General features: G+C 63.3%; 13 protein-coding genes. 6 read left to right on the top strand and 7 right to left on the bottom strand.

Annotated elements, in window-relative coordinates; all coding sequences use genetic code 11:
- Positions 1 to 27: 27 nt before the first annotated feature.
- Both deoC and ACZYHG_RS05945 read right to left on the bottom strand, forming a co-directional pair.
- On the bottom strand, positions 28 to 1,074 hold the full coding sequence (gene deoC, locus ACZYHG_RS05950; RefSeq protein WP_464612964.1) for a deoxyribose-phosphate aldolase: 1,047 nt from the start codon (positions 1,072 to 1,074) through the stop codon (positions 28 to 30).
- Between the two features lie 189 nt (positions 1,075 to 1,263).
- On the bottom strand, positions 1,264 to 2,091 hold the full coding sequence (locus tag ACZYHG_RS05945; RefSeq protein WP_464612963.1) for a ferredoxin--NADP reductase: 828 nt from the start codon (positions 2,089 to 2,091) through the stop codon (positions 1,264 to 1,266).
- 220 nt (positions 2,092 to 2,311) lie between these two features.
- On the opposite strand from ACZYHG_RS05945, the gene ACZYHG_RS05940 reads away from it, so the two are divergent.
- The 6 genes from ACZYHG_RS05940 to ACZYHG_RS05915 all read left to right on the top strand — a co-directional run bounded on the left by ACZYHG_RS05940 (position 2,312) and on the right by ACZYHG_RS05915 (position 9,073).
- Positions 2,312 to 4,411, top strand: a complete 2,100-nt coding sequence (locus ACZYHG_RS05940; protein ID WP_464612962.1) for a hydantoinase/oxoprolinase family protein — start codon at positions 2,312 to 2,314, stop codon at positions 4,409 to 4,411.
- Position 4,412: 1 nt separating this feature from the next.
- On the top strand, positions 4,413 to 6,155 hold the full coding sequence (locus tag ACZYHG_RS05935) for a hydantoinase B/oxoprolinase family protein (protein WP_464614631.1): 1,743 nt from the start codon (positions 4,413 to 4,415) through the stop codon (positions 6,153 to 6,155).
- 124 nt (positions 6,156 to 6,279) lie between these two features.
- A complete protein-coding gene (locus tag ACZYHG_RS05930) occupies positions 6,280 to 7,050 on the top strand; it encodes an ABC transporter substrate-binding protein (RefSeq protein ID WP_464612961.1) in 771 nt (256 codons plus the stop codon).
- A gap of 48 nt (positions 7,051 to 7,098) precedes the next feature.
- Positions 7,099 to 8,229 (top strand): aminomethyltransferase family protein, encoded by a 1,131-nt coding sequence (locus ACZYHG_RS05925; protein WP_464612960.1) that lies wholly within the window; start codon positions 7,099 to 7,101, stop codon positions 8,227 to 8,229.
- A gap of 58 nt (positions 8,230 to 8,287) precedes the next feature.
- On the top strand, positions 8,288 to 8,494 hold the full coding sequence (locus ACZYHG_RS05920) for a hypothetical protein (RefSeq protein ID WP_464614630.1): 207 nt from the start codon (positions 8,288 to 8,290) through the stop codon (positions 8,492 to 8,494).
- 3 nt (positions 8,495 to 8,497) lie between these two features.
- On the top strand, positions 8,498 to 9,073 hold the full coding sequence (locus ACZYHG_RS05915) for a Fic/DOC family protein (RefSeq protein ID WP_464612959.1): 576 nt from the start codon (positions 8,498 to 8,500) through the stop codon (positions 9,071 to 9,073).
- A gap of 9 nt (positions 9,074 to 9,082) precedes the next feature.
- Here the strand turns inward: ACZYHG_RS05915 and ACZYHG_RS05910 are convergent, their stop codons facing one another.
- The 5 genes from ACZYHG_RS05910 to ACZYHG_RS05890 all read right to left on the bottom strand — a co-directional run bounded on the left by ACZYHG_RS05910 (position 9,083) and on the right by ACZYHG_RS05890 (position 14,995).
- Positions 9,083 to 9,739 (bottom strand): methionine ABC transporter permease, encoded by a 657-nt coding sequence (locus ACZYHG_RS05910; protein ID WP_464612958.1) that lies wholly within the window; start codon positions 9,737 to 9,739, stop codon positions 9,083 to 9,085.
- Positions 9,720 to 10,817, bottom strand: a complete 1,098-nt coding sequence (locus tag ACZYHG_RS05905) for a methionine ABC transporter ATP-binding protein (protein ID WP_464612957.1) — start codon at positions 10,815 to 10,817, stop codon at positions 9,720 to 9,722. Before ACZYHG_RS05905 ends, ACZYHG_RS05910 begins: the two co-directional genes overlap by 20 nt.
- An 83-nt stretch (positions 10,818 to 10,900) precedes the next feature.
- Complete coding sequence (locus tag ACZYHG_RS05900) at positions 10,901 to 11,755, bottom strand: MetQ/NlpA family lipoprotein (RefSeq protein WP_464612956.1); 855 nt, start codon at positions 11,753 to 11,755, stop codon at positions 10,901 to 10,903.
- A gap of 241 nt (positions 11,756 to 11,996) precedes the next feature.
- Positions 11,997 to 13,484: an aldehyde dehydrogenase gene (locus ACZYHG_RS05895; RefSeq protein ID WP_464612955.1), complete on the bottom strand. Its 1,488-nt coding sequence runs from the start codon at positions 13,482 to 13,484 to the stop codon at positions 11,997 to 11,999.
- Positions 13,485 to 13,546: 62 nt separating this feature from the next.
- Positions 13,547 to 14,995, bottom strand: a complete 1,449-nt coding sequence (locus ACZYHG_RS05890; RefSeq protein ID WP_464612954.1) for an APC family permease — start codon at positions 14,993 to 14,995, stop codon at positions 13,547 to 13,549.
- Positions 14,996 to 15,093 lie beyond the last annotated feature (98 nt).

The following is a 15,093-nucleotide window of genomic DNA, read 5'->3' as shown; positions in this document are numbered from 1 at the left end:
TCGGCAAGGCCGATCGGGGTGGGGTGCTCAAGCCATTGCGTGGCGGTGATTGGCCGAATAGTGCCCGGTCAGATGATGTTCGAGCTGGCGCTCGATGTCGGTCAAAAGGCTTGACGCGCCAAAGCGGAACAACTCGGGTTCCAGCCACGGCCGACCAAGCTCTTCCTTCATCAGCACCAGCCAGTCGAGCGACGCTTTTGCGGTCGAGATACCGCCGGCCGGCTTGAAACCGATGAGATAGCCGGTTTCCTCGAAATAGGCCCTGATGGCGCGCACCATGGCGAGACCGACGGGCAATGTGGCATTGACGCTTTCCTTGCCGGTCGAGGTCTTGATGAAATCGGCGCCCGCCATCATCGCCACCATCGAGGCCAGCATGACATTGCGCAGCGTGGCGAGGTCGCCGGTACCGAGAATGACCTTCAGATGCGCGTCCCCGCAAGCGGCGCGCATCGAGACGATCTCGTTGTACAGCTCCCGCCATTTGGCGCCGAACACCAGCCCGCGCGGAATGACGACGTCGATCTCGTCGGCGCCATCGCGCACCGAGGCCTCGATTTCCTGCAGGCGGGTCGACAGCGGCGCCAGGCCATGCGGGAAGGCGGTGGATACGGCGGCGACATGAATACCGGTGCCGCGCACGGCGTCCACTGCCGTGGCGACGAAGGGATGATAGACGCAGACAGCGGCCGGGCGAATGGTTTCGCCCGCAATGCCGAGTCCCTCGACGATATCACGGCGGAACGGGTTGATCGCCTTGGCGCAGAGCCGGCGCACGCGCTCCTCGGTGTCGTTGGAATTCAGCGTCGTCAGATCCATGCAGGCGACGGCGCGCAACAGCCATGCCGCCTGGTTGTCGGCCTTGATCGAGCGTCGCTTGGTCAGGCTGACGACGCGGCGTTCCAGCGCCGAGCGGTTGACGCTGCGCACCGATTCCATGAAGCCGAGATCAAGCTTCATGCCGGGATTGCGGGCAATGCGGTGGTCCAGCGGGGCGGGGGTGTTGGCGGCGGCACGCGCGGGCAGCGGCGTTACCTTGGTGCCAAGATCGGCTTCGCGGATTGTGCTGCTCATCTCCTGCCCTTTCATTCAGCGACTTGCGCTTGATGTCTTGGTGCGCGTCGTTTCCCGATGTGCACAAAGATAGCCCGTGAAGTCTTCCTTCACGAGTCCTCAAGCGAGCGATAGCTGAAAAAGGCCGCAAAAGCAGCTAGTTTTTGACCGCATGGTCAAAATGCGGGTTTTGAGATGTAGGCGCCCGACTCAGCCGACGAAAGCGCGCTCGACGACAAAAGTCGCGGGATGGCTGAGTGAGCCTTCGTGGAAGCCGAGGCTTTCGGCCAGTTCCTTGACGTCCTTGAGCATATGCATCGAGCCGCAGATCATGATGCGGTCGGTTTCTGGATCGAGCTTCTCGATGCCGAGGTCGGAATAGAATTTACCCGAGCCGATCAGCGCGGTGATGCGGCCCATGCGCGACGAATCCTCGCGGGTGGTCGAGTTGTACAGCGTGACGCGCCCGGCGGTCAGCTCGCCGATCAGCGGATCGCTTTCGAGCGCTGCCACCAATTCCTGGCCATAGGTCAGTTCGGCGTTGTCGCGGCAGGTATGGGTCAGGATCAGCTGATCGAATTTCTCATAGGTGTCGGGATCGCGCAGCAGGCTGGCGAAGGGCGCGATGCCGGTGCCGGTCGAGATCATGAACAGTCGCTTGGCCGGGGTCAGTGCGTCGACCACCAGCGTGCCGGTCGACTTCTGGCGCATGATGACGGTGTCGCCAACCTGGATCTTCTGCAGTTCCGAGGTCAGCGGGCCGTCCGGCACCTTGATCGAGAAGAATTCCAGCTCTTCGTCCCAGGCCGGGCTCGCCACGGAATAGGCGCGGTACACCGGCTTCTCGGCATTGGGCAGGCCGATCATGACGAACTCACCGGAGCGGAAGCGCAGCGACTGCGGGCGGGTGATGCGGAACGAGAACAGCCGGTCGGTATAGTGCTTCACTGAGACGACGGTCTCAGCATAGACGTTGGCCGGAATCGGAAACTGCAGCGGGCGGGCGCCGGCGGTGCTGAGAGCGGATGTGGTGTTCATCAAATCCAACCTTCTGGCCCAGCTGCGGACGCGGGCGCCAAACTTTCACCTGCGCGTCCGGACCATTCAGGTCCCGGCGGGCTGTTCGCACACTCCAAAGCGGTAAGCTCTTGTGTCCGGAATTTATTAGTATACAAACGATATTTGCGTCAAGATGCTACCTTAAAACACCTTTCCAAACTGACGCATATCCGTAGTCTCAGCATTTCGGGTTTCGACGATGAAAGAGAATTTTCCAGCGCAAGCGCGCGATTCCCTGGGAAATGTCGTTGCCGGCATCGATGTCGGCGGAACCTTCACCGACCTGCTTCTGATCGACGGCAAGGACGGCGGCAAGGTGCATATCGCCAAGACGCCGACCACGGTCGACAACCAGGCTTTCGGCGTGGTTTCGGCACTCGGCGCCACCGGATTCCCGATCGACGGCATCGACCTCATCGTGCATGGCACGACGACCACAACCAATGCAGTGCTAGAGCGCCGGCTGGCCAGGACCGGCATGATCACGACACGTGGTTTTCGCGACGTGATCGAGCTTGGCCGGCGCACGCGGCCGCAGCCCTATGGCATGACCGGCAGTTTCGTTCCGATCATCCCGCGCAATCTCAGGCTCGAAGTGTCGGAGCGCGTCGAGGCGTCGGGTGTGGTGCGCACACCGCTCGACGAAGCCGAAATGCGCGAGGCTGTGAAGACGCTGATCGGCGCCGGCTGCGAATCTCTCGTCATCCATTTCCTGCATTCCTACGCCAACCCCCGGCATGAGCGGCGCGCTGCTGAAATCGCCGCTGAATTCTGGCCGAACGGCTACATCACCACGGGGCACGCCCTGCTGTCGGAAGCGCGCGAATTCGAGCGCGGCGTCACCGCCTCGGTCAATGCTTCGGTACAGCCGATCCTGGAGCGTTATGTCGAGCGGTTGCGCAAGGAATTGGCCGCCAAGGGCTATGCGCGCGACTTCCTGATCATGAACGGCAATGGCGGCATGATCTCGGCCCGTTTCGTCACACGTGAGTCGGCCAAGACCGTGATGTCGGGCCCGGCCTCCGGCGTCATCGCCGCAGCCTATACGGGAAAGCGCGCCGGCTTCGAAAACCTCGTCACCTACGACATGGGCGGCACCTCGACCGATGTAGCGCTGATCCGCAACGCCGAGCCGGCGGTCTCGAACGAGATCGAGATCGAATATGCCATGCCGATCCATGTGCCGATGGTGGCGGTGCATACGGTCGGCGCCGGCGGTGGTTCGATCGCCCGTGTCGATGCGGCTGGCCTGATCCAGATCGGCCCAGAAAGTGCCGGCGCCAATCCCGGCCCGATCTGCTATGGACGCGGCGGCCTTGAGCCCACCATCACCGACGCCAATCTGGTGCTCGGCCGGCTGGCACCGAAAAAGCTGCTTGCGGTTGAAAACCCGGTCACATCAGAACGCGTCACCGGCATTTTCGAGGATCGCATCGGCAAGGCCACGGGCCTGTCCGGTGTCGAGGCGGCCGGCGCGGTGCTCAGGCTCGGCAACATGAAGATGGCCGGCGCCATACGCATGGTCTCGGTGTCGCGCGGCCACGATCCCCGCGATTTCGCGCTGTTTGCCTTCGGTGGCGCCGGGCCATTGCATGCCACTGCCCTGGCGCGCGAACTCGGCCTGCCGCGTGTGCTGGTGCCGGCGCGGCCTGGCATCACAAATGCGCTCGGCTGCGTCGTTGCCGATCTGCGCCATGATTTCGTCAACACCATCAACCAGCCGGTCGCCGTGCTCGATGAAATCCAGCTTTACCAAGTATTGGAACGGCACCGAAACGAAGGCGAGGAGCTGATCGGCAAGGAAGCGGTGAAGCCGGAGACGATCCGCGTCACCCACTCCGCCGACATGCAGTTCGTCGGCCAGACACATATCATCAACGTGCCGCTACCATCCTCCTCGGTGACCCGGCAGGAATTGCAGGCACTGTTCGAGAAAGCCTATTTCGCCCGCTTCAAGGTCGAGCTGCCGGAGATCCGCGCCAACCTCGTCAACCTCAACACTTCGGTCACCGGCGTGCGCCCCGCGATCGACCTGTCGCGCCTGATCGACCCGGCGGGGCGCACCAAGACGCTCGAAGAGGCGCGGCGCGAGATCAGGCCGGTCTGGTATGCCGGGCGCTGGCACGACACGCCGGTCTATATCAGGGAAAAGCTGCCGCTCGATGCCGTCATCGAAGGGCCGGCGATCCTCGAACAGATGGACGCCACCACCGTGCTTGAACCCGGCGACCGCGCACGTTCGGACGCCGACGGCAACATCATCATCGACATTGGCGAGGCCTGGAATGCCCGACATTGATATGGCAAAGCTCGACGCCATTACGCTTTCAGTCCTCCAGGCCGCCTTGCAGCAGGTCTGCGACGAGATGGACCTGACCTTCTCCCGCGCCGCCTTCTCACCTGTCATCGCCGAGGCCAATGACCGCTCCGACGGCATCTATTCGGCCGTCGATGGCTCGCTGATCGCGCAAGGCAGCCAGGGGCTGCCGGTGTTCGTCGGCGTCATGCAATATTCGACCAGGACGGTGATCGAGATGATCGCTGACGGCCGCTGCCTGCCGCCCGAACCCGGCGACATCTACATCGTCAACGACCCCTATCTCGGTGGCACCCATCTGATGGATGTGCGTTTCGCCATGCCGGTCTACCGGGACGGCAAGATCTTCTGCTGGCTGTCCAATACCGGCCACTGGCCTGACATTGGCGGCTCGGTGCCGGGCGGGTTTTCGGCTTCCGCCACCGCGGTCGAGCAGGAAGGCCTGCGGCTGCCGCCGGTAAAACTGTTCAAGAAGGGCGTGCTCGATCCCGAGATCTACGCCATCATCTGTTCCAACATCCGCGTCGCCGACCAGCGCATCGGCGATATCAGGGCGCAGGCCGCGGCATTGCTGATCGGCCAGGACCGGCTCAATGGAATCCTGGATCGTTACGGGGACGAAACTGTTGTCGAGGCGATCGCCGAACTGCGCCGCCGCGCCGCCGAACAGATGCGTGCCAACATCGCGGCCATCCCCGATGGCACCTATAGCTCCAAGGCCTTTGTCGATTCCGACGGGGTGGTCAACGAACCGCTGACCATCGCGCTTGCGGTCGAGAAGCAGGGCGATACGCTGATCTTCGATTTCTCCGGCTCGTCGAAGCCCTGCGCCGGGCCGATGAACAGCGTGCTGGCGACGACCCTGTCGTCGGTCTATCTCGCCATCCGCCATATCTTCCCGGATGTGCCGATCAGCGCCGGCGCTTTCGAGCCGCTGCTCGTCAAGCGGCCGGAGGGCACATTCCTTGATGCAAAGTATCCGCGTCCAGTCTCGGGCTGCGCCGCCGAAGTCTCGCAACGCATCGCCGAGGCGGTGTTCGCGGCCATGGTGCAGGCGCTGCCCGACAAGGTGACGGCGGCTCCCGCCGGCTCCAGCGGCAATTTCGCGCTTGGCGGCAACGATCCGGCGCGCGGCCGCGACTATGTCATGTACCAGATCTCCGGTGGCGGCTATGGCGGCAATGCCGGCCATGACGGCCTGACCAATGGCTGCTCGACCATCGGCATTTCCAAGTCGCCACCGGTCGAGATCATGGAACAAGCCTTTCCGGTGCTCTACCGCCACTATGCCTTGCGCGAAGGTTCGGGTGGCGCCGGCAAGCATCGCGGCGGTTTCGGCCTCGCCTATGAGGTCGAGATCCTGCGTGGCGAGGCGCGGGCCTCCTTCGTCATGGATCACGGCCGCTTCGGCCCGCAAGGCGCGCTTGGCGGTGGGGATGGCGCGGTCAACACGGTCACCGTCTTCCGCAACGGCGGGGAACATGTGCCGCCCCACCTCTCCAAGGAGCAGGACATCCCGCTGAAGGCCGGCGACCGCGTGCGCGTCGGCACGCCGGGCGGCGGCGGCTATGGCGATCCATTCCAGCGCGATGCCAACCAGGTGCAGCGTGATGTTGCGCTGGGGTACTACACCTCAGAGGAAGCCAGCGAAAAGTTTGGCGTGGTCCTGTCAGGAAGCGACCTCGCCGTTGACCACAAGGCGACAAACAAACAGCGCGCCGGCTAACCCAAGCCGGCCACAGTCACGCGGACAGCCTGCCGCGCCGTGATCGCCGCATGACATGTCGTTTCCGTCTCCGCCGCATGTATGGAAGCCCGTAGACTTCTGGTGCTCAACGGGGATCTGGAACATGCGTCTTTTCGGTCGTTTCGTGCTTGCCGCCTCTGTCGCCCTGGCTCTCGCCACGGGTGCAGCCTCCGCCCAGAAACTGAGGATCGGGACCGAGGGTGCCTATCCGCCCTTCAACTATGCCAACGCCGACGGCACGCTGGGCGGCTTCGACATCGACCTCGGCAAGGCGCTGTGCGCTCAGATGAAAGCCGAGTGCGAATTCATCGTGCAGGATTTCGACGGCTCGATCCCGGCGCTGCAGGCCGGCAAGTTCGACGCCATCATCAACATCACCATCACGCCGGAGCGGGCCGAGAAGGTCGAGTTCACCCACAAATACTACCAGACGCCGCCGGCCATCGCTGTGCCGAAGGATTCGACCATCGCGGGCACCTCGCCGGACGATCTGAAGGGCAAGGTGCTAGGCGTGCAGACCGCCACCATCCATCAGAAATTCGCCGAGCTGAAATATTCAGGTTCGACCGTCAAAGCCTATCCGACCGGCGACGACGCCCGCACCGACATGGCCAATGGCCGCCTCGATGCGATGATGGATGGCTCGATCATCCTGACCGAATGGCTGAAGAAGCCCGACGGCGCCTGCTGCAAATTGCTCGGCACGCTGACGGCCGATCCCGCCATCCACGGCCCCGGCGTCGGCATCGCGCTGCAGAAGGGCAACAAGGAACTTACCAACAAGTTCAACGCGGCGATCGACGCGCTTCGCGCCAACGGCAAATACAAGGAAATCAACGACAAGTACTTTGCCTTCGACGTCTACGGGAATTGATCCCAGCACTATCAACCTCGGCGGCGCCACTGGCGCTGCCGATTTTTTATGACGGAGACTTTCTTGGCTGAGCGGCGTTCCCCTTTCTACAGCAGCATCGTCGGGCTGGGCGCGACCATGGGTCGGGTCGGCGGCGATTTCATCTCGGCCAAATATTATTCCGGCATTGAAGACGAACACCTGAACACGCGGAAAAATGTCGGCGTTCAGGATCTCAGCACCATGGGCAAGATGGACATCAAGGGGCCGGACGCCGAGGCGCTGGTCAACCATGTCATCGTCAACGATGCCGCGGCGATGAAACCGGGCCAGGTCCGCTACTCTACCATCTGCCGCGAGGATGGCGGCATCATGGACGACCTCACCGTGTTCCGGCTTGGGCCCGAGCATTTCATGCTGGTGACCGGTTCGGTCAACCGCCTGAAGATGCTGCCCTGGCTGCAGCATCACGCTCAGGGGCGGAAAGCCTATATCACCGATATCACCGCCGCCGTGGCCTTCCCGACCATCCAGGGTCCGCGCTCGCGCGAACTGCTGAAGGCGATGATCGCCGATGCCGATCTGGATGGGCTGAAGCGCTGGGCGTTCACCTCAGGCCATGTCAACGGGACGCGGGTCCTGATCTCACGCACCGGCGTGACTGGCGAGCTCGGTTTCGAACTGTTCGTGCCGGCCGACGAGGCAGCTTCCGTCTGGGATGTGCTGATGCGGACAGGAGGGGATTTCGGCCTGAAACCCTATGGCGTGCTGGCGATGTTCACGCTCGGCTTGGAAAAGGCCTATCCGGCGCATGGCATTGACATGGACGAGACCCGCACGCCGTTCCATGTCGGCCTCGACCGCTGGATAAAATTCGACAAGGGCGATTTCGTCGGCCGCGAAGCCCTGCTGAAGGTCCGCGACAACGGCCTCGACGAACGCTGGACCGGGTTGATCCTGGACGGCGACAAACCGGCCGTGACGAATGCAAGGGTGATGGCCGATGGCGAGGATGCCGGTGTCGTCACCTACAGCGACCACGGCTATTCGCTGGGGAAGGTGCTGGCGACGGCGCATCTGCGGTTGCCATTTACGGCCATAGGCACCGAGCTAAGCATCGATATCGACGGCAAGCCGACGCGTGCAGTGGTGGTGCCGATGCCGTTCTTCGATCCGGGAGGGACTAGGTTGCGGGCTTAGTCCGGCTTGGCCGGAAATCGTTTTGGTTTCCTCTCCGGGCCTATGATATAGTTTGCGAATGAAGGCTCCTAATTCAAGAATCGGCCGTTCGGCCAAGACGGGTCATTTCGTGCTGACGAGAGCGCATGGCGAGAAAATCAGCGCCGTCGAAGGTCTGAAGCTATCGCCCCGCATGACCAAGGTGCTCAACCATAGTGTGCGGCAAGGGCTGTCCGGGGATGAGCGACGCTCGCTCATCAAGGAAGAAATTCGCAAAAAGAAATAGACGTTGGTCTACGCCGCCGAGTCCGATCCGCTCTGCTACCCCGGCACAACAGTGCTTATCAATTTGCTGGACATCCGCGACCAGTCCGAACTCGATGAGGTCGAACTCGCTCTGTTCCTAACTCGTGCCGATGAGGCTCTTCCGGCAGGCGAACTGGACTACCCTCATTATCGCGGCTTGCACCGGCACCTATTTCAGGACGTGTATGCCTGGTCCGGTCAGCCGCGCACTATCCGCATCGGAAAGGGCGGCAGCTGGTTCTGTTATCCCGAGCACATCGCGACTGAGATGGCGCGGGTGTTCGGCGAACTCGGCAATCCCGACCGTTTAGCCGACCTCGACAGCGTCGGTTTTGCCGCGCACGCGGCTCACATCGTCGCAGAGATCAATGCCGTGCATCCGTTTCGCGAAGGCAACGGCCGAACCCAGCTCACCTTCCTCGCAATGCTCGCCGAGCATGCAGGGCTGACATTCAATGCGGATATCCTTGAACGAGATCGCGTCATTCAGGCCATGATCGACAGTTTCAGCGGTTCCGAAGCGCCACTGCAGGCTCTCATCGAAGACATCATCGCATAGTTCGCCGGCTCACCCCCGCCGGTCCAGCCTCGCCACCAGCCGGTCACCCACCCATTGGATGCCGCAGACCATGATAATCAGCACGATCACCACGGCGACCATCACCGACGTCTCGAAACGCTGATAGCCGTAGCGGATGGCGAGGTCGCCGAGGCCGCCGGCGCCGATGGCGCCGGCCATCGCCGAGGCGCCGATCAGCGTTACCAGCGTCACGGTGAAACCGGCGACGATGCCGGGCAGGGCTTCGGGCACCAGCACTTCGCGGATGATCGTCCAACGGTTGCCGCCCATGGCCCGCGCCGCCTCGATCAGGCCCTTATCGACCTCGCGCAGCGACACTTCGGCGATGCGCGCGTAATAGGGCGTGGCGGCGATCGACAGCGGCACGATGGCCGCCCAGGTGCCGATCGAGGTGCCGACGATCAGCCGCGTCAGCGGGATCAGCGCCACCAGAAGGATGATGAACGGCACCGAGCGGAAGCCGTTGATGACGGCGCCGAGCGCGCGGTTGACCCACAGGTTTTCGGCGATGCCACCGCGTTCGGTGGCAATCAACGCCAGCCCAAGCGGCAGGCCGAACACCAGCGAGATCAGGCCGGAGGCGGCCGTCATCAGGATTGTCTCCCAGATCGACCGCAGCAGAAGTTCAGACAGAATCGGCGACATGGCCAAGCACCTCTACCCGCGCCTGGCGGGATTTCAGGAATGTGATCACCTCGGCGAGATGTCTCGCATCGCTGCCGGGGACGGACAGGAACAGCGTGCCGACCGGCTGCTGCTGGATATGGTCGATGCCGCCATGGACAAGGCGGAATGGCCCAGGCACCGTGGCGGCAAGGTCAGAGAGCAACGGGCCGCGCGCGGCCTCGCCGGCCACATCGACGCGCAGGATCGTCTCCGCCCCGGTCGCCGGCAGCAGCCGCGCCGCCAGTTCGGCCGGCAGTTGCGGCCGGATGGCGCCAAGCAGGCTTTTGGTGATGTCCGACTGCGGGTCGGCGAACACCGACCAGACCGGTCCTTGCTCGACGATGCGCCCGGCATCGATCACCGCCACACGGTCGGCGATCGAGCGGATCACTTCCATCTCGTGGGTGATCAACAGGATGGTCAGGCCAAGCTGCCGGTTGATGTCTTTCAGCAAAGCAAGAATGGAGCGCGTCGTTTCCGGGTCGAGCGCCGATGTCGCTTCATCCGACAGCAGCAGCGCCGGCCGGGCAGCCAGCGCGCGGGCGATGCCGACGCGCTGCTTCTGTCCGCCGGACAGCGATGCCGGATAGGCCTTGGCCTTCTCCGACAGGCCGACAAGCTCGAGCAGTTCGGCGGCGCGTTTCAGCCGCTCCGCCTTCGGGCGGCCCTCGATCTTCAGCGGCAGCACCACATTGTCCTCGACCGTCTTGGCCGACAGCAGGTTGAAATGCTGGAAGATCATGCCGATGCGCCGTCGCAGCGGCTGCAGGTCGCGCTCGCCGAGCCGGCTGATCTCGCGGCCCTCGATGAACACTTCGCCGGAATCGGGACGTTCCAGCCCGTTCAGGCAGCGGATCAGCGTCGATTTGCCGGCGCCGCTGCGGCCGATGATGCCGAGGATCTCGCCCTTGCGCACCGTCAGCGAGATGCCATCGATTGCCGGAATGGCGCCAAAGCGACGCTTCAGGTCGACGAGGCGCACCACGTCTTTCGGCGCATCGGACCGGGCGTGGGTCTGATCGGCGATCTCCTGGGATGCCGTTATATGCTGGTTCATGCGGTTCTCTGTTCTCGCCATCGCAAAACGCAATTGCGGCCCGCGCTCAGGCGCGGACCGCATTTGCTCTCGATCCGGTCGGATCAATAGGCGCTGAGGCCGGTGCCCTTGTAGACCTTGTCGAACTCGGCTTTCACTTTGTCGTTCTGGTAGGAAGCCACCAGCGTCTTCACCCAGGCCTCGTTCTCATTGCCGACCTTGACGGCAATGAAATTGCGGTAGGGATTGTCGGCAATTGGCTCCTGCGCGATGCGGTTGTCCGGCGTCAGGCCGCTTTTCAGCGCCCAGTCGGTGTTGACCACGGCCGCGTCGAGATCCTCGACCGAGCGGCCGACGATGCCGGCGTCGAGTTCCTTGATCTGCACCTTCTTCGCATTCTCGGCGATATCGGCGGTGGTGGCCAGAATACCGGTGCCATCCCTGAGCTTGATCACGCCTTCGTTCTGCAGCACGCGCAGCGCCCGGCCTTCGTTGGAGGGGTCGTTCGGCACGCCGATGACGGCGCCTTCCGGCAGGTCGGCGACCTTCGTGTACTTCTTCGAGTAGAGGCCGATGGGCCAGACGCCGGTATAGCCGACGCGCACGATGTGATAGCCCTGCGTCTTGATCTGGTTGTCGAGATAGGGCTGGTGCTGGAAGGCGTTGGCGTCGATCTCACCGCGCTCAAGCGCCTCATTCGGCTGGGTGTAGTCGTTGAACACCACGGTCTCGATGGTCAGGCCCTTGTCGGCGGCCTGCGCAACCACGACGCGCCAGACATCCTCGTCCTCGCCGCTGATGATGCCGACCTTGATCGCCTTCTTGTCCTCGGCGAAGGACGCATGCGGCGCCATCAGGCTGCCGATCGCGACGGCCGAGGCGAACAGAAGAGCCAGGCCGCCGCGCCGGTTGATGGTTGACCAAAGGGAAGATGGCAAAGTGTTGTTGAAGTCGGACATATCTGATCTCTGCGGTTGCGAAGTCATGGCATAGGCGGATTGCCTAGCCTTGATCGCATGATCAGAAATTCTATAGATTTTATCAAAGAATGTGTTTCGCCGTTCTCGGCAAAGCCGGGAATATTCTCTCAAAAATTTGCAGGGCGGGAGCACAAGACCCCACCGGACCCACCACAGCGAGGCTGCGGCGTGATCCGATGCGCCTTAAGGGAGGTCGAGGAGAGCCTGGCCGCTGCCAGCCTCAAAGCGCGATCCAGGCGGTCTTGAGCTCGAGATATTTCTCCAGCGCGTGCAGCGACTTGTCGCGGCCAAAGCCCGATTGCTTGACGCCGCCGAGCGGCACGGTGATGTCGGCGCCGCCATAGGTGTTGACGTGGACGACGCCGGCATGGATGGCGCGCACCACGCGATGCGCGGTGGAAAGGTTTGATGTCCACACCGCCGAGGCGAGGCCATAGACGCTCGAATTGGCAAGCCGCACCGCTTCCTCCTCGGTGTCGAAGCGCATGACGCCAAGCACTGGCCCGAAGACCTCCTCGCGGGCAAGCTGCATGTCCTGTGTGACATTCTCGAAGATCGTCGGCGCCATGTAGCTGCCGCCGGTCGCGGCCAGGATCCGGTCGCCGCCGGTGACCAGCCTCGCACCTTCTTCCCTGGCCTTGGCGACGAAGCCGAGGTTCTTGTCCAGCTGCTCCGCGCTCGACACAGCGCCGACATCGCTTTTGAGGTCGAGCGGATCGCCGACCTTGAGTCGCGTGGTCGCCGAGACAAGCTCCTCCATGAAGTGGTCATAGACCGACGTCTGGACCAGCAGCCGCGAGCCGGCGACGCAGACCTGGCCGGAATTGCGAAAAATGCCGTTGGCCGAGACGACCGCCGCCTGCTTCAGGTCCGGGGCGTCGGCAAAGACGATGTTGGGCGACTTGCCGCCGAGTTCGAGGAAGACACGCTTCAGATTGGAGCGGGCCGAGTACTCGAGCAGTCGCCGGCCGACCGGCCCCGAGCCGGTGAAGGCAATGGCATCGACATCCATATGCAGGCCGAGCGCTTCGCCGGTGACGGCGCCGCGGCCGGTGACGACGTTGAGCACGCCGGCAGGCAGGCCAGCCTCGGCAGCCAGTTCCGCCAGCCGCAGCAGCGTCAGCGACGCGATTTCAGGCGGCTTGACCACCACGCAATTGCCGGCCGCCAGCGCCGGCGCGATCTTCCAGGCGCCGATCATCAGCGGGAAATTCCAAGGCACAATGACACCGACGACGCCGAGCGGCTCCTTGTGGATCAGCCCCAGCACGTTCTCGGCCGTCGGCGCGATCTCGCCATAGACCTTGTCGATCGCCTCGGCGTAGTAGCGGATGGTGCCGGCGGCCGACAGCGGCTCGGCCTTGTAGGCCATGCCGATCTCGGTGCCATTGTCGCGCACGCCGAGCACGGCCAGTTCGTCGACATGTTTTTCGATGAGCTCGGCGAACCTGGTCAGCACCTTCTTGCGGAAAGCAGGGGCGGCCCGCGACCAGGAACCCTTCTCGAATGCCTTGCGCGCCGATTTCACCGCGCGGTCGATATCGGCGGCATTGCCGTCGGCGATGCTGGCGAAGGCCAGGCCATCGATCGGCGAAATGACAGGCAGCGTCGCGCCACTGGTTGCCGTCGATTGTGCGCCATCGATGAACAGGCCGCGCGCGCCGATCTCCGTCTTGCGCAGCGTGTCGATGGCATTTTGAGTGATCATGATCTTCTCATTTCAAGTGGGGTCTTTGCTGGGCGGCTTGGTACGCCGCCCAGATATTTCGCTCAATCCTTCAGCGGCACGCCGAGGTTTTCGTAGGCGACCGGATCGCGGCTCTTCAAGGCACTGGCCAGCAGAAGGCCGATCACGGCGGCAATCAGCACCAGTCCCGGCAGGAACACGCCGAGGAAGCCGCCGGCTCCCGACAGGCTGCCGAAATTGATGACGATCAGGTAGATGATGACGACGAAGGCGATGAAGGTCAGCCCAGGCAGGATGGTGGTCTTCACCGCGTTTTCCTGGCTGGACGGGTTGGCGCGGAAGTACATGACCACGGCAAGCGAGGCGACCGCCATCATGACGATGACGCCGAGCGTCGCGACATTGGTCAGCCAGGAGAACAGCGCCAGGACCGGATCGAGGCCAAGCACCGCGAACAGCCCGACGACGACAGCCGCCAGCACGCTCTGGATCACCGAGGCGACATGCGGGCTCTGGTGGGCGGAATGCGTCACGCCGATCGACTGCGGCAACAGCTTCTCGCGGCCGGAGACGTAGATGTAGCGGGCAACTGCATTGTGGAACGCCAGCACGCCGGCAAACAGGCTCGACACGAACAGGATGCTCATCGCATGCGTCAGCAGCGTTCCGGCATAACGGTCGGACAGGCCGAACAGGAAGGTCGTCGGATCCTGCAGGCCCTGCAGCGCCGGCAGCAATTTGTCGACGCCGGCACCGACCGCCATCAGCCACGCGGTGATCATGTAGAAGACGCCGATCAGGATGACCGAGAAATAGGTGGCGCGTGGAATGGTGACTTTGGGGTCACGGGCTTCCTCGGCATAGATCGTCGTCGCCTCGAAGCCGATAAAGGCGGCGAAGCAGAACAGGATGGCGATGGCCGGCGCGCCCGAGGTGATCTGGCTCCAGCTGAAGGGCGCCGCCGAAAGGCCGCTGTCGCCTCCGGTCTTGAGGATCGTCAGATCGAGGATCAGCACCACCGCATATTCACAGAGGACCAGCACCGTCAGGATCTTGGCCGACAGGTCGACCTGGCGGTAACCAAGCACGGCAACGATGGCGATGGCGATGAAGCTCCACACCCACCAGGGCAGGTTGATGCCCCAGCCGGCAAACAGTCCGGAGGTCGCCGCACCGAGCAGGCCCATGACGCCGATCTGCATGGCATTGTAGGACAGGATGGCGATCAGCGCCGTGGCGCCGCCGGCGAGACCGCCGAGGCCGCGCGCGGCGTAGGCATAGAAGGCGCCGGCATTGCCGACATGGCGCGACATTGCGACATAGCCGACCGCAAACAGCAGCAGCAGCACCGTGACGATCAGATAGGTGCCGGCAAAGCCGGCGCCATTGCCCATCAGCATGCCGAGCGGCGTGCCGCCGGCCACTGCCGTCAGCGGCGCCGCTGCCGAGATCACCATGAAGGTGATGGCGCCGACGCCAAGACTGTTCTTGCGCAGCCTGTTGGCCGGCGCCTGTTCCGAAACTGCTGTCATTGGTCCCTCCTGTTCGCGAACCCCGGGGGTCGCCGGCCTGATGGCCTGTCCCATACGCTCTGGATGCGGGTTCATTATTTGAACCATTATTTTGAATA

The organism is Mesorhizobium subarcticum, from assembly GCF_055456085.1.
This window is presented reverse-complemented; position numbering and strand designations above follow the sequence as displayed.